Here is an 18,269-nt window from a genome sequence, read left to right on the forward strand (position 1 = left end):
GAAAAAAAAAACCACACCCCGCGAGTGCAGCAGGTCGATCTCCTCGCGGACGATGACGCCGCCACCGCCGCCGAACACCTTGATATGCCCCGCGCCGCGCTCGTTGAGCAGCTCGACCAGGTAGCTGAAGTACTCGACGTGCCCACCCTGATAGGCACTGATGGCCACCCCCTGGACGTCCTCGGCGATGGCCGCGGTGGCGACCTCGTCGACCGACCGGTTGTGCCCGAGGTGCACGACCTCCGCGCCCTGCGACTGCAGGATCCGCCGCATGATGTTGATGGACGCGTCGTGCCCGTCGAAGAGGCTCGACGCCGTCACGAAACGAACGGGGTTCACCGGGCGGTGCAGGTCGCTGCTCATCCCTTCAAAATACTAGGACTTCCTACTGTTTTAAACCCATCCACTCGCGTGACGGCGCTCTCACTCGTCCTTGACAGATCGACTCGCACCAGTATATTCAACCTAAGGGTTAAACAACCGATTGATTGAGCAGCGATGACCACTGATCAGCTCAGCGCCACGTTCGCCGCCTTGGCGGACCCCACCCGGCGGGCGATCCTCGCCCGGCTCGCCACCGGCGAGGCCAGCGTCAACGAGCTGGCCGAACCCTTTCCGGTCAGCCTCCAGGCCATCTCGAAACACCTCAAGGTGCTCGAGCGCGCGGGCTTGATCAGCCGGAGCCGGACGGCGCAATGGCGGCCCTGCCGGCTGGAGGCCGGACCGCTCGGCGACGTCTCCGAGTGGGTCGAGCGCTACCGGCGCTTCTGGGAAGGCGGTTTCGACCGCATGGAAGAACACCTGGCCGAACTTCAGAAAGGCGAAAACGATGTCTGAGACCACCACCCTGCCCGCGGTCGTTTCGCACGACGAGTGGCAGATCGCCCGAGACGCGTTGCTGGTGAAGGAAAAGGAACTCACCCGCGCCGCGGACGCGATCGCCGCCGAACGGCGACGGCTGCCGATGGTCCGCTTCGACTCCGGATACGAATTCGAAGGCCCCCAGGGCAAGATGACCCTGCTGGACCTCTTCGAGGGACGACGTCAGCTGATCGTCTACCACTTCATGCTCGCGCCCGGGCAGAAGGCGGGCTGCCCCGGCTGCTCGATGCTCGTGGACAACATCGGCCACCCCGCCCATCTGCACGCCCGCGACACCACGCTCTACGTCGTCGCGCCGGCGACGCTGCCCGAGATCGAGCGGTACAAGGAGCGCATGGGCTGGACCGTGCCCTGGGTCTCGACCCTCGGCGACTTCAACCGGGACTGCGGTGTCGACGGCGGGTTCGGCGTCAGCGTCTTCCTGCGCGACGGCGACGACGTGTTCCGGACCTACTTCACCACCGGTCGCGGCGGGGATCAGCTGGTGGGGACGCTGCGCTACCTGGACCTGACGCCGCTCGGACGGCAGGAGGCTTGGGAGGAAGGCGGCCGCGGGACCGACGGCCCCGGGTACTGGTGGAAGCGCCACGACGAGTACTGACGCATTTAGTCCTCTGAATGTGTCGGGGGCATGTCGAGAACTCCTCGGCCGCTCCGACCCCTCGGTGTCCGGCGCCCGGAAGGCGGGCGCCACACCGAAGGGATCAAGCCATGCGCAAGCTCGTCTACGCCGTCCACACCTCGCTCGACGGCCGCATCGAAGGCCCCGGCGGCGAGTTCGACTGGGCCGACATGGGCCCGCAGCTGTCCGCCCACTCGCAGGAACTCACCGACCGCGCCGACACCCTCGTCTACGGGCGGCGCGTCTGGGAGATGATGTCGTCGTACTGGCCGGAGGCCGAGACGATCTCGGACCACCCGCACGACCTGGAGTACGCCCCGATCTGGCGCGAGACGCCGAAGATCGTGTTCTCCCGGACGCTGGACAAGGCCGACTGGAACACCGAGGTGATCGGCGGTGACCTCACCGAACAGGTCACCGAGCTCAAAAGCAAGCCCGGCAAGGATCTGCTGCTGATGGGCGGGGCCGGACTCGCCACGGCGATGTCGGACCGCGGCCTGATCGACGAGGCCCACGTGGTCGTGCACCCGGTGGTGCTCGGCGGCGGGAAGCAGGTGTTCGGGGGCGGCGTGCGCACGGACCTGCGGCTCACCGGCACCCGGACGATGGACGGGCGCGCGGTACTGCTGACCTACGAAAAGGCGTGAAACCTGGGCGGCAGCCCCTACGCTGCCGCCGTCAGGATCACCTCGCGTTGCTCGCCCGCAACGCGATCCACTGCCGCATCGCGTACTCGACCAGCGTGATCAGCGTCTGCTTCGTCGACTCCCGCTCCCGCGCGTCACAGCGGACGATCGGGATGTTGGGGTCGATGGACAGCGCTTCACGCACGTCGTTGATGTCGTGCTCGAGGATGCCGTCGAAGGTGTTCACCCCGACGATGTAGGGCAGGCCCCGGTCCTCGAAGAAGTCGATCGGCGCGAACGAGTCGGCCAGCCGTCGCGTGTCGGCCAGCACCACGGCGCCGATCGCGCCGCGGACGAGGTCGTCCCACATGAACCAGAACCGCTGCTGCCCGGGCGTGCCGAACAGGTAGAGGATCAGGTCCGCGTCCAGGGAGACCCGGCCGAAGTCCATCGCGACCGTGGTGGTCGATTTGTTGGGCGTCTGGTCGAGGTTGTCGATCCCCCGACTGGCGTCCGTCATCATCGCCTCGGTGGTGAGCGGGACGATCTCCGACACCGAACCGACGAAGGTCGTCTTACCCGCACCGAAGCCACCCGCCACGACGATCTTCGCGGATGTCATGGTCGGGGGCGCGGTTTCCCGCGGTGCCTTAAAGCCGACGGAGTCCACTCAAAACCCTTTCCATCAACACCAGATGTGCCTCGGCGCCGTCATTGCCCGAAATCGTCTTGTGCACGCTGACCAGCCCCGCGTCCGCCGCGTCGCTGATCAGCACGCGTGCCACACCCAGTGGTACACGCAGGGTCGCCGCGATCTCGGCGACCGAACGCGGGGTGCGGCACTCCTCGATGATCGAGATGCACTCGATCTGGTCCGCGGCCACCGCGGGGAGGCTACCCGCCGCGACATGGTCCTTGGTGGAGATGAGGGTCTCCAGCTCGAGAGCGTAGTTCGCCTTGGTCCGGCCCCCGGTGAGGGCATAGGGGCGGACGATCGCCGTCTCTTCGAGCGGTGACGGCGACTGCTCGAAGACGGCGGGCATGATGAACTCGCCGCTGGGCGGGCCCGGGTCGAAAAGACCACCTGGTCTCGGCCCGACGGCACCTGCGCCGCTGTCGGGTGGAGAGGCAAGTGAGGTCACGCGGTCTCCTTGATCGGTCGGCTGCGGGACTGCCGGATCCCCGGTGGCGTGTGCCCCGCCCACCTGGGAATCCTCTGACTGCTTGCTCTTCTTGCGCTTCCGACGACCACGACCCGAATCCAAGGTGAAGCCGTTCAGGACGTCGGCGAACGTGCCGTCGTCCCGTGAACCGGCAGGATTGACAGCCCCCGCGTGCGGAGGCTGGTGTTCACCCGTCCCCGGCGGTTCGCCGAAGGATCCGGATCCGGTGCTCATCGGGACATCATCCCACCGGTTCGCCGATCAGCGACCCACCGGCGCCCTGCAATTGTGCGCGGAGTTCCGGAGTGAGGATCTGGCCGACGCGATCGACGAGCATCGTCATCTCGTAGGCGACCTGTCCGATGTCGCAGTTGGGCGCGGCGAGGATGGCCAGGCAGGAGCCGTCGCTGATGGACATCAGCACCATGATGCCGAGTTCCATCTCGACGACGGTCTCGTTGACCGCGCCCGCCTCGAAGCAGCGCGCGGCGCCCTGGGTCAGGCTCACCAGGCCGGACGCGACGGCGGCCAGCTGATCGGCGCGGTCCAGCGGAAGCCTGCTGGACGCCGTGAGCAGGAGGCCGTCCGCCGACACGACCACGGCGTGCGCCACTCCGGGTACCCGCTCGGCGAAGTCGTTCACCAGCCACCCGAACTGGTTCTGCTGGGGCTGGGCCGGGTTCGGCGAGGTCATTCACCCTCCAGGGTTTCGTGGTTGGCTTCGGTCGCCTGGGCTGTGTGGTGCCGTCCGCGCTGGATGCCCTGCTGGAAACTGCTCAGGCGACCGCGCACGTCGTGCGCGTCTCGCTGTGGTCGGGGGGTGACCGCCCCGGAGGGCGGTCCCGCGCTGCCCGGGAGCAGTTGCTCCCCGCGACGGCGCCTGGGTAATCCTGCCGAAGTCATCCGCGAGGGCACGGACTGGGACACCGCTTGGGCGGCTTTCCAGCCCTCGTCGGAGCCGAAGTTCCAGGCGTCCGTCCGCTCGGTGGCGGCGACCGGCTCCGGTTCCGGGCTCGCTGCCTGCGGTTTCCGGCTGGGCAACGCGGCGGGCGGGGCCGCCGGACACTCGGCCGTCTCCGGCGTCTTCGCGGGCTCGGCCGCCTTCGCCGCTTCCGGTGCCTTCGACGGCTCGGGCGCCTTCGCGGGCTCGGGCTTCGTGTCCGGCTTGGCGGTCGCCGCCTCGGCGGCCGGCGCCGCCTTGTCCGCGGCTTCCTTGCGGCCTCGTTTGACGCCCTGCTGGAAGCTGCTCAGCCTGCCGCGCACGTTCGCGGGGTCGCGGACCGGCAGTTCCGCTTTGGCGGCGGGTTCCGCGGCCGGGATCGAGGACGCCGCGCTGCCCGGCAGAAGCTGCTCGCCCTTGCGGCGACGCGGCAATCCGGCCTGGGTGAACGTCGACGGGGCGTTCTGGGAGACCTCCTGCACCGTGCGGAAGGCCTTGTCACTGGCGAAGTCCCAGTTGCGGGCTTCCTGTTCGGCGGTAGGCGCGGCCTCGGCCGCCTTCTCCGCTTCGGGCTCCTTCGCGCCCGGCTTCTCCTTCTTGGCCGCGGGTTCGGCCGCGGCCTTTTCCGGGGCCGGCGCGGGCGAACGGAACCACGCCGAGAGCATCTCGTCGAAGATCGGCGTCGTCTCCGATTTGGGCGCCGCCGGTGCGGCAGGCGCCGGGGCCGGGGTGGCCGCCTGGTTCCACCACTCGCTCAGCGTGGTGTTGTTCTTGGCCTCGAACAGTTCCTTGCCACTGGGCAGATCGCCGTCCGCCGGGGCGGGCTTGTCCGCTTCCTTGGCGACCGGCTCGGGCTCGGCGGCGGGTTCCGGTTCGGGACGGCGGGGCTCCGGCGCGGGCGGCGTCGTCTCGTCCTTGGGGATCGGGCTGAACAGCGCCGTTCCCGAGATCTCCAGATCGGACGGCGGCCGCGCCTCCTGCGGGTGGCTGTGCCCGTTCACCCCGGATTTGGTGTGCCCGGCCAGATCGCCCGCCGACGGCCACCGCTCGCCGCCCTGCGACGGGACGCTCGGCATCGCCGGGCGTGCACCGTTCGCGGGCCGCTGGCGGCGGGGCAGGCCACCCGGCTGCTGCGGCGGCAACGGCGCGAGCCGCTGGGTGATCGGGCCGGTCGCGGGGCCGGGGTCTCCCCCGGGCGGGACCATCACCAGATCCGCCGGGACCGAGACGGTGGCGCGCACACCGACGATGTCCTTGCCGCCGTGCAGCGAGACACCGATGCGGTGCCTGCTGGCCAGCCGTCCGACGACGAACAGGCCCATCCGGCGCGAAGTGGTGAGGTCGACGTTGGGGGCTTCGGTGAGCCGGGCGTTGGCCTCGGCGACCTCGGCCTCGTTCATGCCGATGCCCTTGTCGAGGATGTCGATGCCGAACGAGCCGTCTTCGACGAGCCTGGTCGCGACGGTCACCTGGGTCTCCGGCGCGGAGAACGCCGTGGCGTTGTCCAGCAGTTCGGCGATCAGGCGCATCAGGTCGTTGGCCGCGTACCCGACCAGCCGCACCGGCGGCGGGTTCTGCACGGTGACCCGTTGGTACTGCTCGATTTCGGATACCGCCGCGCGCACCACGTCGGTGGCGGAGACGGGCTGACCGGAGCGCCTGCCCGGCTCGGCGCCGGAGAGGACCATCAGGTTCTCGTTGTTGCGGCGCATGCGGGTGGCGAGGTGGTCCAGCTGGAACAGCGTGGCCAGCTGGTCGGCGTCCTCCTCGTCGCGCTCCAGCCGCTCGATCAGCTGCAGCTGCCGCTGCACGAGGCTCTGGCTGCGGCGGGAGAGGTTCACGAACACGTTGCTGTAGCCGGTGCGCATCGAGGCCTGCTCGGTGGCCAGGCGCAGTGCCTGGTGGTGCACCTTGTCGAAGGCCCTGGCGACCTCGCCGATCTCGTCGTCGCTGCCGACCGGCACCGGCCGCACGTCGGTGCCCTGCGAACGGCCCTCCTGGATGTTGCGGACCGCGTCGGGCAGCTGCTTCTCGGCGACGTCGAGGGCGCTGGCGCGCAACACCTTCAGCGAACGCAGCAGCTGACGGGTGATGAGGAAGACGACGGCGACGGCGAGCACCATCGCGCCGAACAGCAGGACCGCGAGCAGACCCGCGCCGCTGCTGGCGTCGTCGACCAGTTCGGCCGACACCGCGCTCGTCTCGGCGCCGAATTTGTTCGCGACCTCGCCGACCTTGCCGATCACCGCGGTCGACGCGTCGGTCCAGCCCTGCGCGGACAACGTGCGGAACGCTTGCGCCGACGGGGTTCCCTGCTCGCCGAGCGCGGTTTTCGCCAGCCTGTCACGGTTTTCCATCGCCTGGTCGGTGACGGCGGCGCTGAATTCCCGGCGCTGCTGTTCCGACGCGGCGGCGCGGAAGTCGGTGAGCCGGTCGGTCAGCCGGAGTTCGGCGGTGCGCAGCTGGTCGAGCTCGCTCGGCGCGAGGCTCGACCGCGCGATGCCGAAGGAGACCAGCGCCTGGCTCAGCGACAGCTGTTCCTTCATCATCGCGAGGTCGTGCAGCGCCGTCGGGGTGCCGCCGAGGTCGTCCTGGCCGGCACCGGCGGCCAGCGCGGTGTCGAGGGCGAGCAGCGCGGTGGTCACCTCGGTGTACTCGCCGATCGCCTGGACGGGGTCGAGCTGGCCGGAGGACGCCCGCTGCCGGATGTCGGGCAGCCGGTCGAGCTGGGCGGCCGCCGCTTCACGCGCCTGGCGGAGCGACGGCTCGTTCTCCACCGCCCGCGACGCGGCGGCACCGTAGAGGGGGATGGCGGTGTCGACGTCGGCGCGGGCCGAGCCGAGCTCCAGGGTCCCGCCGACGGTGCCGGCGGTCAGCCCGGCGGCGGACTGGGTGCGTTCGCGGCCGAGGCCGTCGGCGAGCGTGCGGATATGCCCGCTCAGCGCGACGAGACGGTCGAGCCGCTGGTAGCCGTCGGAACGGCCGACCTGGCCGGCGATGGTGGCGATGCCCAGTGCCAGCGCGATGAGGATCGGCACCAGCGTCACGGCCGACAGCTTCACCGGCAGGCTCCAGTCCCGCCAGCGCACGAGCGTGCGCCAGCCGGTGGCCCACCGAGATGGCCGGGGAGTGCGTCCCAGCAGCTCCCCGACCGGCACTTGGCCTTCTCCTGCAACGGTCACGTAGGTGACTCCCTGTCCGGCGTCCTGGCACGGTCTGAGGCGTCCGTTCCCGCGAGGTACCTGCCTGCGGGGAACTCGACCCCGGCCTGACCACGTGATCGATCGCGACGTGAGGGACCCCGTCCGGCGATCCTGGTGTTCTCTGTGTCCCCAGGAACACCGGTCCGCTTCGGGAGGTCTTGCACCTGCACGTGCAGGTCGCAACCTGCGAAGTGCATGGTCGTCGAGATCAACTTTTCTTTGCCAATCGATCACTGCGGGTCGGCCGGGCCAAAGAATCGTACACCAATCCGGGTGCCGTCAATTCCGTTCAGTACACGGGTGCTGACCAGCGAAAAGTGTGCTTCCGAACGATCCGCGAGGCCGGAAAACCGCCCGTGCGTCACAAACGAGGGAATTCCGGTTACGGGTTGCGCGGATGCACAGGGTGTCCTAATCACCCGATCAGCCTACGTACGGTAGCCGCGTCGCCCGGTCGAACTACTTTCCGTGCCCCCAACGGGTGGGTCAAGCTCAAATATGTGCCCGATGTTGTGGCCTTGCCGCCCAAGCCGGTTCGATGTCGCCCGACATGGTGATTTCTTTCGAGACAGCCCCGTGAAGCGGGGGATCTTCCCCGGTCCGGGATGGCGGCACGGTATCGAAACCCGGCGCCCACGGGTAGCGAAACTACGATCTGTCACCAATTTGAGCGACAGAGCGTGGTCATCGTCCATCGTTTGCCGCAGTGGGCCGTTCGGGCGACGACCGCGCGTGACAACCCCGCTCACTATGACGAGTGAGAAAGCCGGTTCATTCCGGCCGAAACGATTTTCCGAAACACTAATACGAGGTAAAACGGAATACCGCCTCACGCCTTCGCGGAACCGGGGTCGCCTATTCAGAGCGGGTGAAGCCGTAGTTAGTATGTGCGCTCCCCGTACCGCGCCACGGATGCAAGCCCCGGAGGAACCCATGCCCGACGTCGCGCGTCCCTACGCGGCGAGCAACGCCCTGGAGGACACCGGGCAGATGCCCGCGCTGTTCGTCCGCGAGCGCCGGCCCACTCCCCCGCCGCCGCCGCGCGCCACCGGCCCGGACTTCGACCGGATCCAGCACGGCAAGGAGTTCGTCGCGCTGCGCAAGACCTTCCGCCGCTTCGTGTTCCCGATGAGCCTGCTCTTCTTCACCTGGTACATGACGTTCGTGCTGCTGGCGGCCTACGCGCACGACTTCATGAGCCGGAAGGTGTGGGGCGAGGTCAACGTCGGCATGCTGCTCGGGCTCGGCCAGTTCGCCAGCACGATCCTGATCACGATCGCCTACCTGAAGTTCGCGAACAAGCGGCTCGACCCGAAGGTCGAGGCGTTGCGCGCCTCCGTCCGGGCGGGTGAGCGATGAGCATCCCCGACAACGACCCGGTGCTGAACATCGCGGTCTTCGCGCTGTTCGTCGCCATCACCCTGTACGTGGTGTACCGCGTCAGCACGCGGAACTCGTCCACTTCGGACTACTACGCGGCGGGAAGCGCCTTCACCGGACGCCAGAACGGCATCGCCCTGTCGGGTGACTTCCTCTCGGCGGCGTCGTTCCTCGGCATCGCCGGGGCGATCGCGATCCACGGCTACGACGGCTTCCTGTACTCGATCGGGTTCCTCGTCGCGTGGATGGTCGACCTGCTGCTGATCGCGGAACTGCTGCGCAACACCGGCCGCTTCACCATGGGCGACGTGCTGAGCTTCCGGATGAAGCAGCGCCCGGTCCGCGCCGCGGCCGCGACGTCGACCCTGGTGATCTCCTTCTTCTACATGCTCGCGCAGATGGCGGGCGCCGGCGGGCTGGTGGCGCTGCTGCTGGACATCCACGGCGGGATCGGCCAGGCGCTCGTGATCGGCGTGGTCGGTGTCGTCATGGTGCTGTACGTGCTGGTCGGCGGGATGAAGGGCACCACGTGGGTGCAGATCATCAAGGCGACCATCCTGCTGCTGACCGGCGCGCTGATCACCGTGTTCCTGTTCGGCAAGTTCGGGTTCAGCTTCTCGAACCTGCTCTCGGCCGCCGCCGACAACAGCCCGCTCGGCGACGAACTGCTGGAGCCGGGCGGCTCCTACGGCAAGAGCGAGGTCACGAAGCTCGACTTCGTCTCACTGGCGCTGGCGCTGGTACTGGGCGCCGCCGCGCTCCCGCACGTGCTGATGCGCTTCTACACGGTGCCGAACTCGCGCGAGGCGCGGCGCTCGGTGGTGTGGGCGACCGCGTGCATGACGATCTTCTACCTCTGCACCCTGGTCATCGGCTTCGGCGCGGCCGCGCTGGTCGGCCCGGAGGCGATCAAGAACGCGCCCGGCGGGGAGAACTCGGCGGCGCCGCTGCTCGCGCTGAACATCGGCGGCACCCTGCTGCTCGGCATCGTGTCGGCGGTGGCGTTCGCGACCATCCTCGCCGTCGTCGCCGGGCTGACGATCACCGCCTCGGCCTCCTTCGCCCACGACGTCTACGCCAACATCTTCAAGCGCGGCAAGGCGGAACCGGCCGCGGAGGTCCGCGTCGCGCGGCTGACCGCGGTCGCCGTCGGGGCGCTCGCGATCATCGGCGGCATCCTGGCGAACGGGCAGAACATCGCGTTCCTGGTGGCGCTGGCATTCGCCGTCGCGGCGTCGGCGAACCTCTCGACGCTGCTGTACTCGCTGTTCTGGAAACGCTTCAACACCACCGGGACCCTGTGGGGCATCTACGGCGGGCTGATCGCCAGCCTGGTGCTCGTGTTCTTCTCGCCGGTGATGTCCGGCTCCGCGGACTCGATCATCTCCGGCGTCGACTTCCACTGGTTCCCGCTGAAGAATCCGGGCCTGGTGTCGATCCCGTTCTCGTTCCTCTGCGGGTTCGTGGGCACGTTCGTCGGCCGGTCGAAGGCCGATCCGGTCAAGCACGCGGAGATGGAGGTGCGGTCCCTCACCGGGATCGGCTCCTGACGCACGCGCCATGAACGGTCCGTTCCTTGCAAATTTTGCAAGGAACGGACCGTTCATTGCATCCGGAGGCCGTCCAGCACGATCGTGAGCAGCCGCTTCGTGTCCTCCTCCGAAGCCTTGCTCGCCGCCGACCCCAGCCCGTGCCCGAGTCGCAGGATGTCGACACCGGCGACGTCGGCCCGGAGCACTCCCTCGTCCTGCGCCGCCTTCACGATCGTGTCGGCCGCGGCCCGCAACCGTGCCTGGCACCAGGCGAAGACCTCGGAGCCGGCGTCGACCGACGCCTTCAGCGTCATCGCGAGCCCGTGCTTCTCGACCACGTAGATGACGTGCGTGGCCAGCCACGTCTCGAGCGCCTTCCCCGGCGGCAGCTCGTCGAGGAGGTCGTACGCCTGCTGTGCCAGCCCGTCGATCTCGTCGCGGTAGACGGCCTCGATCAGCTTGTCGCGGGTCGGGAAGTGGCGGTACAACGTGCCCGCGCCGACCCCGGCGCGTTTGGCGATGTCGTCGGCGGGCACGTCGATGCCATCGGCGGTGAACGCCTCCTTCGCCACGGCCACGATGCGCTCGTAGTTGCGCCGCGCGTCCGCACGCATGGGGCGGGCCGGATCGGCCGTGACCATCTGCACCTCCTCGGGCGACGAAAACGGAGAAGCTCTCCGAATTCACTTGCGTAAGCGGAGACTGTCTCCATATCATCGCTCACGACCTCAAGTGGAGAGTCTCTCCGCTTCATCTCGTTACGTCTTTGGAGTATTCCTTGACCGAGCGAACCCTGCGTGCCGAGCCTAGGCCGGAGACGGCCGGGTCCCCACCAACTCCGCACCGGCTGGTCCTCCCGATCATCCTGACCTGCCAGCTCATGCTCATCCTCGACGCGACGGTGATGAACGTCGCGCTCCCCCGCATCCAGTCCGAACTGGGCTTCACCGACACCGGCCTGTCCTGGGTGATGACGGCGTACAGCCTGGTCTTCGGCGGTCTGCTGCTGCTCGGCGGCCGGGCGGGCGACCTGTTCGGCCGCCGCCGGACGTTCGTCGCCGGCGCGGCCGTGTTCACCGCCGCCTCCCTGCTCGGCGGTCTCGCCGGGTCGGCGGAACTGCTGATCGCCGCCCGGGTCGCGCAGGGCGTCGGCGCCGCGCTCGCCGGGCCGAGCACGCTGGCGCTGATCACCAGCACGTTCACCGATGCCAAGGCGCGGGTGCGCGCGCTGGCGTTGTTCTCGGCGATGTCCAGCAGCGGTTTCGCGATCGGCCTGCTGCTCGGCGGGCTGCTGACCGAATGGATCTCGTGGCGCGCGGCGCTGTACATCAACGTCCCGTTCGGGCTCGCGATCGTCCTGCTCGCCACGCGGTACGTGGCCGATCCTCCCCGGCGGCGCGCCCGGCTCGACCTCCCCGGCGCGTTCTCCGGCACCCTCGGTGTCGGCTCGCTCGTGTTCGCCTTCACCCACGCCGCGTCGCACGGCTGGGGCGACACGATCACCCTCGGCAGCCTCGCCGCCGGGCTCGCCTTGCTGGCCGCGTTCCTCACCATCGAGACCAGGGTGAGCGAGCCGTTGATCCCGTTGCGCCTGTTCGCCGAACGAGACCGGGCCGCGGCCTACGTCAACTTCTTCCTCGGGCCGATGGCGATGATGTCGATGTTCTTCTTCCTGACCCAGTTCCTGCAGGACATCGCGGGTTTCGCCGCGCTGGAGACCGGTTTCGCGTTCCTGCCGATGGCGGTCTGCATGTTCCTGCTGAGCAGGCTGATCCCGAAGCTGCTCCCCCGGTTCGGGCCGAAACCGCTCGCGCTCACCGGCACCGCGCTGATGACCGGCGGGGTCGCCTGGCTGACCACGCTCACCACGGACAGCGGCTACTTCTCGCATCTGCTCGGGCCGATGCTGCTGATGGGCGTGGGCGCGGGGATGGCGTTCTCCCCGCTCAGCGTGATCATCATGGCGACCGTGCCCACCGGCGACGCGGGGGCCGCGGGCGGCGCGTTGCAGACGTTGCAGCAGGTCGGGGGCACGTTGGGACTGGCGATCCTGATCACCGTGTTCGGCGCGGTGACCCGCACGCCGTCCGGAAGCCCGGCCGAGACCACCGTCGACGGGATGACCGCGGCCTTCACCGCCGCGGCCGTGGTGACGGCGCTGTCCTTCCTGGTGGCGCTGACCTTCCGGCGCCGGGCTTAGAGCTTCGCGCCCGCCTGGACCTTGTGCGTGACCTTGCGCTCCATCACGAACGAGAAGAACGGGATGCAGCCGGCGATCAGCACGAGCAGGGTGCCCTTCATCGACCAGCGGGCCTTGATCGCGAGGTCGACCGCGAGCAGCAGGTAGATCAGGTAGAGCCCGCCGTGGACCATGGGGATCAGCTTCACGAACTGGGGAAGCTCCACGCGGAAGACGTACTGCAGCAGCATCTCGACGACCAGCCCGAGCAGGGCCACACCGGTGGCGTACGCCGCGACGCGGAACCGGATCAGCGGTCCGCCCAGCGAGACCGGGCGGGCCGGGGCGGCGTCGTCAGTTCGGGTGGTCATAGGGTCGAACCTCTCTGGGGACTTACTTGTCGCGGGCGTTGAGTTCGCGCAGGTACCTGTTGTACGCGGCGAGCTCGTCGTCCTCGGGGGGCGGCGGCACCGGGGCACGCCGCCGGGGCGCGGGCACCTCGGGCACGGCGGTCTCGGCCACCGTCTCCTGGGCGTCGGCCTCGGCGGCGCGGCGGCGGAGCTTGCGGATCCGCCAGAACATGAACGCGGGGAACAGCCCGAACAACGGCCACTGCAGGACGTAGCCGAGGTTCTGGAACGTCCCGCTGGCCGAGGAGAACCGCTCCCACTGCCACCAGGCGAGCCCGCAGCACAGCGCCAGGCTCACCAGGCAGACGCCGGCGATGCCGAGACGGCGCAGGATGACGGACGAAGCGGACACACATCGACGCTAGCACTGGGTGCGCGGCGAATCGTCGCCGACCTGGGCGTTCGGGACCTTGGTCCCGGCCGCTCCTACGCGTCCCGCGTCGGGGTCACTTGGCGGCGGCCACGGACTTCGCGTAGCCGTCCGCCAGCCCGAAGACCTTCTGCGCGTACTCGGTCGAGTTGTTGTACGACAGGATCCCCTGCCACCACCCCGAGGCGGCCGACATGTCGCGGTTGTTCACGCACAGATAGCGCGCCGCCGCCAGCGTCGCGTCGTCGATCTGCTGCGGGTCGCCGAGGCCGTCGCGGTTGCCGTCGGCGGCGTACCGGCGCCAGGTGCTGGGGATGAACTGCATCGGGCCGACCGCCCGGTCGACGGACGCGTCGCCGTCGAACTGGCCGCCGTCGGTGTCGCCGATCGCCTTCACCCCGGGCGATCCGTCGAGCGGGACGCCGATGATCGGCTTCGACGGCCGTCCGTCCTGGCCGAGGACGGCGCCGCCGTACTGGCCGTGGTTCGACTCGATCCGGCCGATGCCCGCCAGGGTCGCCCACGAGATCTTGCAGTTCGGCTGCATCTGCCGCATCGCCAGTTCGGCGTTGCCGTAGGCGAGCAGTGCCCTGGCCGGGATGCCGGTGGCCTGCGCGGCCCGCTCGGTCCAGGCGGTCAGCGGGTCCTTGCCCGGCTTCGGCTGCGCCTGCTGCGGCGAGGTCTGCTGGGTCGCACCACCCGCGAGGGTGGCGTTCACCGGGGCGACCGAACCGGGTTTGACGTCCGCCGCCTTGACCTGCAGCGCGGGGATCTCCATCGTCGTGGGGCTCGCGACCGGGGCGGACGCCTTAGTCACCAGCCAGATCCCGCCCCCGGCGAGGCCGAGCACGGCCAGCACGATCACCAGCCTGCCGAGTACGGCGGCGCCCACCCCGCGGCGTGGCGGAGCGGGCGTGGCCGGGTCGTCGACGAGCTCGTCGTTTTCCGGGGTGGTGCGCACGAAGCGGGTCCTCCAGCGTGGGCGGCGATCACGACCGATGCTCGAACAACGAGCCCGCGCAGGTTAGCGTTACGCGGTAGCCGAGATCGCCCTTGCCACGCCGGTTCACCCGCGCGTGCGAGAAGTTCTCATCAGGCGGACTTCTGCTGCCTCGCCAGCCGCGCGACGCACCAGGCCGGGGCACTGCCGCGGCGGAGGTGCTGCAAAACGGTCATCGGGCCGAGACGACGGCTCAGGTCGGACGGGGCGAGCCCGGCCGCGCGGTAGTCGAGCGCGCGCTGGTCGAGCGGGCTGATCCCGGCGTCCCACCAGGCTTCGGCCTCGGCGACGCCGCCCACCATCTGCCACCAGCCGGCGGCCGCGACGAGCAGCTCCTGCGGGACCTCCGGGAGACGGCGGCTCATGGCGTCGAGGTAGCCGGGGTCGGCGGCCTCGACCGGCGCCCAGCGCGCCTGGCCGGACTGCTGACGCTGGCCGGGGATTCCGGGAGCCTGCCTTGGCACGTCGGCCAGCCACGCCGACGCGATGCGGTCGGCCTCCTGCTCCTCGGGGGTCTGCTCACGCTCGGCCGCCCACTGCCGGATCAACGCATCGACTCCGGGATCTCCGGTCATCCCTGCCTCCTCATGATTCCCCGACTGACAAGTCCTGACTTACTTGCCCGGCTGGAAGTTCCCGCTGCCCTGGGGCTTGCACCTGCGAAAACTCCTCGCCCAGGAGGCCGGCTCCGGCGCCTGGAGGACCAACCGATCACGCAATGTGAGCACCGTAGGGGCGCGGAGGTCTCTTCCGCCAGAGCTTCCAGGGCACGAATTCGTCGACCAGCGGGTTTTCGGGGGCAATCCACCCGGATGGTCGAGTCGTCCGACCGAAATCCGAGACGGGTGACGCTGAGTGATAACCGCAGGTGGCTGCGCACGGTGATCACCGGCGTCGCCGAGGACGCCGGTGATCACCCGGACGAGGGGTCAGGAGAAGAGGCTCCGGACGAAGGTCACGATGGCTTCGGCACCGGACCGGAGCCAGCCGAGCGCGGTGTGGACGGCATCGGCGGATTGCGTCGGCCTGCTGATCAGAAAGAAGAGCACGAGCGCGACGACGGCGATCACAACGAATTTCTTCAAGCCGGGCGACATGGCTCCATCCCATCACACCGTAGTGTCCAGACGATGACTCCGCGCGCACTGCGGACTTTGTCACCACTTTAAGGAGAATCGGGCCCCGTTGCCCACCCGTATCCGCCTGAGGGAGCGATCGATGAGCGAAAACGTTCTCGTCCACCGGGAAGGGCCGGTGACGACGATCACGCTGAACCGTCCCGCGTCCCGCAACGCGGTGGACGGGCCGACCGCGGCCGCGCTGGCGGACGCGTTCCGCGCGTTCGACACGGACGAGGAGGCCGCGGTCGCCGTCCTCACCGGTTCGGGTGACGCCTTCTGCGCCGGAGCCGATCTGAAGGCCGTCGGGACCGACCGCACCAACGCGCTCAGCCCGGCGGGTGACGGGCCGATGGGCCCGACGCGCATGGCCCTGTCGAAGCCGGTGATCGCCGCGGTCCGCGGGCACGCCGTCGCGGGCGGGCTGGAGCTGGCGCTGTGGTGCGACCTGCGGGTCGCCGACACGACGGTCGTCTTCGGCGTCTTCTGCCGCCGCTGGGGCGTGCCGCTCATCGATGGGGGTACGGTGCGCCTCCCCCGGCTGATCGGCCACTCGCGGGCGATGGACCTGATCCTCACCGGCAGGCCGGTCGACGCCGACGAGGCGCTCGCCATCGGGCTTGCGAACCGGGTCGTGCCGGACGGCGAGGCCTTGGCGGCCGCGCAAGCGCTGGCGCGCGAACTCGCCGCGTTCCCCCAGGCGTGCCTGCGCGCGGATCGCAAGTCCGCGTACGGCCAGTACGGGCTCACCGAAGACGAGGCGATGCGGGCGGAGTTCTCGAACGCGCTGATCGGCGGCGGGCTCGCCGAGGAGGCTGTCGCGGGCGCCAGCCGATTCAGTGACGGCGCGGGGCGTCACGGCAGTTTCGACGGCCCTCGACCCTAGGGTCTGTCGGATGACAGAAACCGGAGTCGCGCTCAGACCGGTGTCCGAAGCCGACCTGCCGATGCTCGAAGCGCTCACGAACGATCCACGGGCCGCGGGCCCGTTCGAGTGGCACGGCTGGCACGATCCGCATTTCCTGCGCCGCCGCTGGTCCGAGACCGGCATGCTCGCGGCGGACAACGGGATGCTGATGATCGACCTCGGCGGGCAGCGGCTCGGGTTCGTCTCGTGGCACAAGACCAGGACCGGCTCGACGTCGTACTGCTGGAACGCCGGGCTCGTGCTCATCCCCGAGGCACGCGGCCACGGCTACGGGACCGAGGCGCAGCGGCTGCTGGTCCGCTATCTCTTCGCGCACACGCAGATGAACCGGGTCGAGGCGTCGACCGAGGCCGGCAACGTCGCCGAGCAGCGCTCCCTGGCGAAGGCGGGCTTCACCCGGGAGGGTGTGCTGCGCGGCTACGGGTTCCGGGACGGGGCCTGGCGCGACCACGTCCTCTACTCAATGCTGCGGTCCGATCTCGACGCGGACTGAAGCGGGCCGATTCAGGCTAGAGCCAACTGTGCCCTTTGTACCTACTGGTCCGAAGCCCGTGACTCGCGTGATCAGACACGTAACTCGCGTGATCGGGCACGTAACTCGCGTGACTGGATGCCGCACTCGGTGTTCCGCCTCTGATCACGCGAGTTCCGGCCTCAGTCACGTGAGTTACGGCCTCAATCACGCGTGTGTCGGCGCCGGACGGGCTGAAGGCTCCCTTCGCCGCATCGGCCGCGGTGAAGGGAGCTTTCAGGTCACGCGATGGTGCCCGCGGCCCGGAGCCGTTCGATCCCGTCGGCGTCCACGCCGAGTTCGGCGAGGACCTCGGCGGTGTCGCCGCCCTTGGGGCGCGGCGGTTCCGGCGTCTCGGCCGGCGTGCGGTCGAACCGCGGCGCCGGAGCGGGCTGCAGCATGCCCCCGACGTCGACGAACGTCTTGCGCGCGACGTTGTGCGGATGCGACGGCGCCTCCTTCGGGGAGAGCACCGCCGTCAGGCACGCGTCGGTGCCCTCGGCCTTCGCCACCAGCTCGTCGCGAGTGTGCTTCGCGACGGCCTCGGCGACGATCTTGCGCAGCTTCGGCCACTCGTTCTTGTCGACGTGGACCGGCGTCTCCTCGGGGTCGAGCCCGAGGACCTTCACCAGATCGCCCCAGAACCGCATCTCGATCGCGCCGATGGCGACGTATTTGCCATCGGAGGTCTCGTAGGTGTCGTAGAACGGCGCGCCGCCGTCGAGCATGTTCTCGCCGCGCCCGCCGGACCACAGCCCGGAGTCCAGCAGTCCGTGCAGGCTGGTGGTCAGCAGCGCCGCACCGTCCACCATGGACGCGTCGACCACCTGCCCCTTGCCGGACGTCTGGCGTTCGAACAACGCCGCGAGCACACCCATCGCGAGCAGGAGGCCACCGCCGCCGAAATCGCCGACGAGGTTGAGCGGCACCACCGGCCGCTGCCCGGCGTGCCCGATCGGTTCGAGCGCGCCGGAGATGCCGATGTAGTTGATGTCGTGCCCGGCGACGGTCGCCAGCGGGCCGTCCTGGCCGTAGCCGGTCATCCGGCCGTAGACCAGCCGCGGGTTGCGGGCGTGGACCTGTTCCGGCCCGATGCCCATCCGCTCGGCGACACCGGGACGGAAACCCTCGATGAGCACGTCGGCGTCGTCGGCGAGTTTCAGCACCAGCTCGACCCCCTCGGGGGTCTTGGTGTTGATCCCGATCGACCGCCTGCCCCGGGCGAGCGGATCGTTCGGGAACCCGATGACGTCGTTGCCCGGTGTCGCCCGGTCGATCCGGACGACCTCCGCGCCGAGATCGGCGAGGATCGTGCAGGCGAACGGCGCCGGGGCGAGCCCGGCCAGTTCGACGACCTTGAGCCCGCTCAGCGGGCCGGCCTTCTTCGCCACGTCTTTCCTTCCTA

The 18,269-nt window shown here is 69.4% G+C and carries 20 protein-coding genes; 8 read left to right on the plus strand and 12 right to left on the minus strand.

The window, feature by feature from the left end:
- The coding region (locus DMC61_RS08130) for a cobalamin-dependent protein (protein WP_199749936.1) at window positions 1–363 on the minus strand (363 nt) is incomplete at its 3' end.
- Between the two features lie 135 nt (window positions 364–498).
- Here DMC61_RS08130 and DMC61_RS08135 point away from each other — a divergent pair.
- The 3 genes from DMC61_RS08135 to DMC61_RS08145 all read left to right on the plus strand — a co-directional run bounded on the left by DMC61_RS08135 (window position 499) and on the right by DMC61_RS08145 (window position 2,151).
- Entirely contained in the window at window positions 499–837 is a 339-nt protein-coding gene (locus DMC61_RS08135; RefSeq protein ID WP_125688156.1) for a helix-turn-helix transcriptional regulator, read from the plus strand.
- Window positions 830–1,483 (plus strand): DUF899 domain-containing protein, encoded by a 654-nt coding sequence (locus DMC61_RS08140; protein ID WP_125688158.1) that lies wholly within the window; start codon window positions 830–832, stop codon window positions 1,481–1,483. The genes DMC61_RS08135 and DMC61_RS08140 overlap by 8 nt, the downstream gene beginning before the upstream one ends.
- A gap of 110 nt (window positions 1,484–1,593) precedes the next feature.
- On the plus strand, window positions 1,594–2,151 hold the full coding sequence (locus DMC61_RS08145) for a dihydrofolate reductase family protein (RefSeq protein ID WP_125688160.1): 558 nt from the start codon (window positions 1,594–1,596) through the stop codon (window positions 2,149–2,151).
- Between the two features lie 37 nt (window positions 2,152–2,188).
- On the opposite strand, the gene DMC61_RS08150 is transcribed toward DMC61_RS08145, so the two are convergent.
- The 4 genes from DMC61_RS08150 to DMC61_RS08165 are packed head-to-tail and all read right to left on the minus strand — an operon-like array spanning window position 2,189 to window position 7,391.
- Complete coding sequence (locus DMC61_RS08150; RefSeq protein ID WP_007033694.1) at window positions 2,189–2,752, minus strand: ATP/GTP-binding protein; 564 nt, start codon at window positions 2,750–2,752, stop codon at window positions 2,189–2,191.
- 28 nt (window positions 2,753–2,780) lie between these two features.
- Window positions 2,781–3,527 (minus strand): DUF742 domain-containing protein, encoded by a 747-nt coding sequence (locus tag DMC61_RS41370; RefSeq protein WP_199749937.1) that lies wholly within the window; start codon window positions 3,525–3,527, stop codon window positions 2,781–2,783.
- 7 nt (window positions 3,528–3,534) lie between these two features.
- Window positions 3,535–3,987 carry a roadblock/LC7 domain-containing protein gene (locus DMC61_RS08160; RefSeq protein WP_005166055.1) on the minus strand — a complete coding sequence of 151 codons (453 nt, stop codon included), beginning with the start codon at window positions 3,985–3,987 and terminating at the stop codon, window positions 3,535–3,537.
- Window positions 3,984–7,391, minus strand: a complete 3,408-nt coding sequence (locus DMC61_RS08165; RefSeq protein WP_125688449.1) for a nitrate- and nitrite sensing domain-containing protein — start codon at window positions 7,389–7,391, stop codon at window positions 3,984–3,986. Before DMC61_RS08165 ends, DMC61_RS08160 begins: the two co-directional genes overlap by 4 nt.
- Window positions 7,392–8,369: 978 nt before the next feature.
- Between DMC61_RS08165 and DMC61_RS08170 the strand changes: the two genes are divergently transcribed.
- Entirely contained in the window at window positions 8,370–8,795 is a 426-nt protein-coding gene (locus DMC61_RS08170) for a DUF485 domain-containing protein (RefSeq protein WP_125688162.1), read from the plus strand.
- Window positions 8,792–10,366 carry a cation acetate symporter gene (locus DMC61_RS08175; RefSeq protein WP_125688164.1) on the plus strand — a complete coding sequence of 525 codons (1,575 nt, stop codon included), beginning with the start codon at window positions 8,792–8,794 and terminating at the stop codon, window positions 10,364–10,366. Before DMC61_RS08170 ends, DMC61_RS08175 begins: the two co-directional genes overlap by 4 nt.
- Before the next feature lie 53 nt (window positions 10,367–10,419).
- Here DMC61_RS08175 and DMC61_RS08180 read toward each other — a convergent pair whose 3' ends face one another.
- Window positions 10,420–10,989, minus strand: coding sequence for a TetR/AcrR family transcriptional regulator (locus tag DMC61_RS08180; protein ID WP_063271422.1), 570 nt, complete (start codon window positions 10,987–10,989; stop codon window positions 10,420–10,422).
- Between the two features lie 137 nt (window positions 10,990–11,126).
- Between DMC61_RS08180 and DMC61_RS08185 the strand changes: the two genes are divergently transcribed.
- Complete coding sequence (locus DMC61_RS08185) at window positions 11,127–12,548, plus strand: MFS transporter (RefSeq protein WP_125688166.1); 1,422 nt, start codon at window positions 11,127–11,129, stop codon at window positions 12,546–12,548.
- Here the strand turns inward: DMC61_RS08185 and DMC61_RS08190 are convergent.
- From DMC61_RS08190 to DMC61_RS41375, 5 genes are all read right to left on the minus strand, one after another.
- A complete protein-coding gene (locus DMC61_RS08190; RefSeq protein WP_016332822.1) occupies window positions 12,545–12,898 on the minus strand; it encodes a DUF3817 domain-containing protein in 354 nt (117 codons plus the stop codon). The genes DMC61_RS08185 and DMC61_RS08190 overlap by 4 nt on opposite strands.
- A 22-nt stretch (window positions 12,899–12,920) precedes the next feature.
- On the minus strand, window positions 12,921–13,289 hold the full coding sequence (locus DMC61_RS08195) for a hypothetical protein (RefSeq protein ID WP_125688167.1): 369 nt from the start codon (window positions 13,287–13,289) through the stop codon (window positions 12,921–12,923).
- Window positions 13,290–13,383: 94 nt separating this feature from the next.
- Window positions 13,384–14,268: a lytic transglycosylase domain-containing protein gene (locus DMC61_RS08200; RefSeq protein WP_016332820.1), complete on the minus strand. Its 885-nt coding sequence runs from the start codon at window positions 14,266–14,268 to the stop codon at window positions 13,384–13,386.
- Window positions 14,269–14,399: 131 nt separating this feature from the next.
- Window positions 14,400–14,882 carry a hypothetical protein gene (locus DMC61_RS08205; protein ID WP_016332819.1) on the minus strand — a complete coding sequence of 161 codons (483 nt, stop codon included), beginning with the start codon at window positions 14,880–14,882 and terminating at the stop codon, window positions 14,400–14,402.
- A 354-nt stretch (window positions 14,883–15,236) separates the two neighbouring features.
- The gene (locus DMC61_RS41375; protein ID WP_162182762.1) at window positions 15,237–15,392 is read right to left on the minus strand and encodes a hypothetical protein; all 156 of its coding nucleotides are present in this window, start codon (window positions 15,390–15,392) and stop codon (window positions 15,237–15,239) included.
- Between the two features lie 133 nt (window positions 15,393–15,525).
- Here DMC61_RS41375 and DMC61_RS08210 point away from each other — a divergent pair, with 133 nt between their 5' ends.
- Window positions 15,526–16,311 carry a crotonase/enoyl-CoA hydratase family protein gene (locus tag DMC61_RS08210; RefSeq protein ID WP_125688169.1) on the plus strand — a complete coding sequence of 262 codons (786 nt, stop codon included), beginning with the start codon at window positions 15,526–15,528 and terminating at the stop codon, window positions 16,309–16,311.
- Window positions 16,312–16,321: 10 nt separating this feature from the next.
- A complete protein-coding gene (locus DMC61_RS08215) occupies window positions 16,322–16,846 on the plus strand; it encodes a GNAT family N-acetyltransferase (protein WP_125688171.1) in 525 nt (174 codons plus the stop codon).
- 260 nt (window positions 16,847–17,106) lie between these two features.
- On the opposite strand, the gene DMC61_RS08220 is transcribed toward DMC61_RS08215, so the two are convergent.
- On the minus strand, window positions 17,107–18,255 hold the full coding sequence (locus DMC61_RS08220; protein WP_063275096.1) for a CaiB/BaiF CoA-transferase family protein: 1,149 nt from the start codon (window positions 18,253–18,255) through the stop codon (window positions 17,107–17,109).
- Window positions 18,256–18,269 lie beyond the last annotated feature (14 nt).

The organism is Amycolatopsis sp. WAC 04169 (assembly GCF_003947535.1).
Classification (GTDB): Bacteria; Actinomycetota; Actinomycetes; order Mycobacteriales; family Pseudonocardiaceae; genus Amycolatopsis; species Amycolatopsis keratiniphila.

What these genes read in the sequence shown, in the direction of transcription:
- DMC61_RS08205 (WP_016332819.1), bottom strand. Translation starts at nt 14,882, where the DNA reads ATGACCGGAGATCCCGGAGTCGATGCGTTGATCCGGCAGTGGGCGGCC.
- DMC61_RS08180 (WP_063271422.1), bottom strand. Translation starts at nt 10,989, where the DNA reads ATGGTCACGGCCGATCCGGCCCGCCCCATGCGTGCGGACGCGCGGCGC.
- DMC61_RS08170 (WP_125688162.1), top strand. Translation starts at nt 8,370, where the DNA reads ATGCCCGACGTCGCGCGTCCCTACGCGGCGAGCAACGCCCTGGAGGAC.
- DMC61_RS08145 (WP_125688160.1), top strand. Translation starts at nt 1,594, where the DNA reads ATGCGCAAGCTCGTCTACGCCGTCCACACCTCGCTCGACGGCCGCATC.
- DMC61_RS08190 (WP_016332822.1), bottom strand. Translation starts at nt 12,898, where the DNA reads ATGACCACCCGAACTGACGACGCCGCCCCGGCCCGCCCGGTCTCGCTG.
- DMC61_RS08215 (WP_125688171.1), top strand. Translation starts at nt 16,322, where the DNA reads ATGACAGAAACCGGAGTCGCGCTCAGACCGGTGTCCGAAGCCGACCTG.
- DMC61_RS08160 (WP_005166055.1), bottom strand. Translation starts at nt 3,987, where the DNA reads ATGACCTCGCCGAACCCGGCCCAGCCCCAGCAGAACCAGTTCGGGTGG.
- DMC61_RS08150 (WP_007033694.1), bottom strand. Translation starts at nt 2,752, where the DNA reads ATGACATCCGCGAAGATCGTCGTGGCGGGTGGCTTCGGTGCGGGTAAG.
- DMC61_RS41370 (WP_199749937.1), bottom strand. Translation starts at nt 3,527, where the DNA reads ATGAGCACCGGATCCGGATCCTTCGGCGAACCGCCGGGGACGGGTGAA.
- DMC61_RS08175 (WP_125688164.1), top strand. Translation starts at nt 8,792, where the DNA reads ATGAGCATCCCCGACAACGACCCGGTGCTGAACATCGCGGTCTTCGCG.
- DMC61_RS08140 (WP_125688158.1), top strand. Translation starts at nt 830, where the DNA reads ATGTCTGAGACCACCACCCTGCCCGCGGTCGTTTCGCACGACGAGTGG.
- DMC61_RS08135 (WP_125688156.1), top strand. Translation starts at nt 499, where the DNA reads ATGACCACTGATCAGCTCAGCGCCACGTTCGCCGCCTTGGCGGACCCC.
- DMC61_RS08210 (WP_125688169.1), top strand. Translation starts at nt 15,526, where the DNA reads ATGAGCGAAAACGTTCTCGTCCACCGGGAAGGGCCGGTGACGACGATC.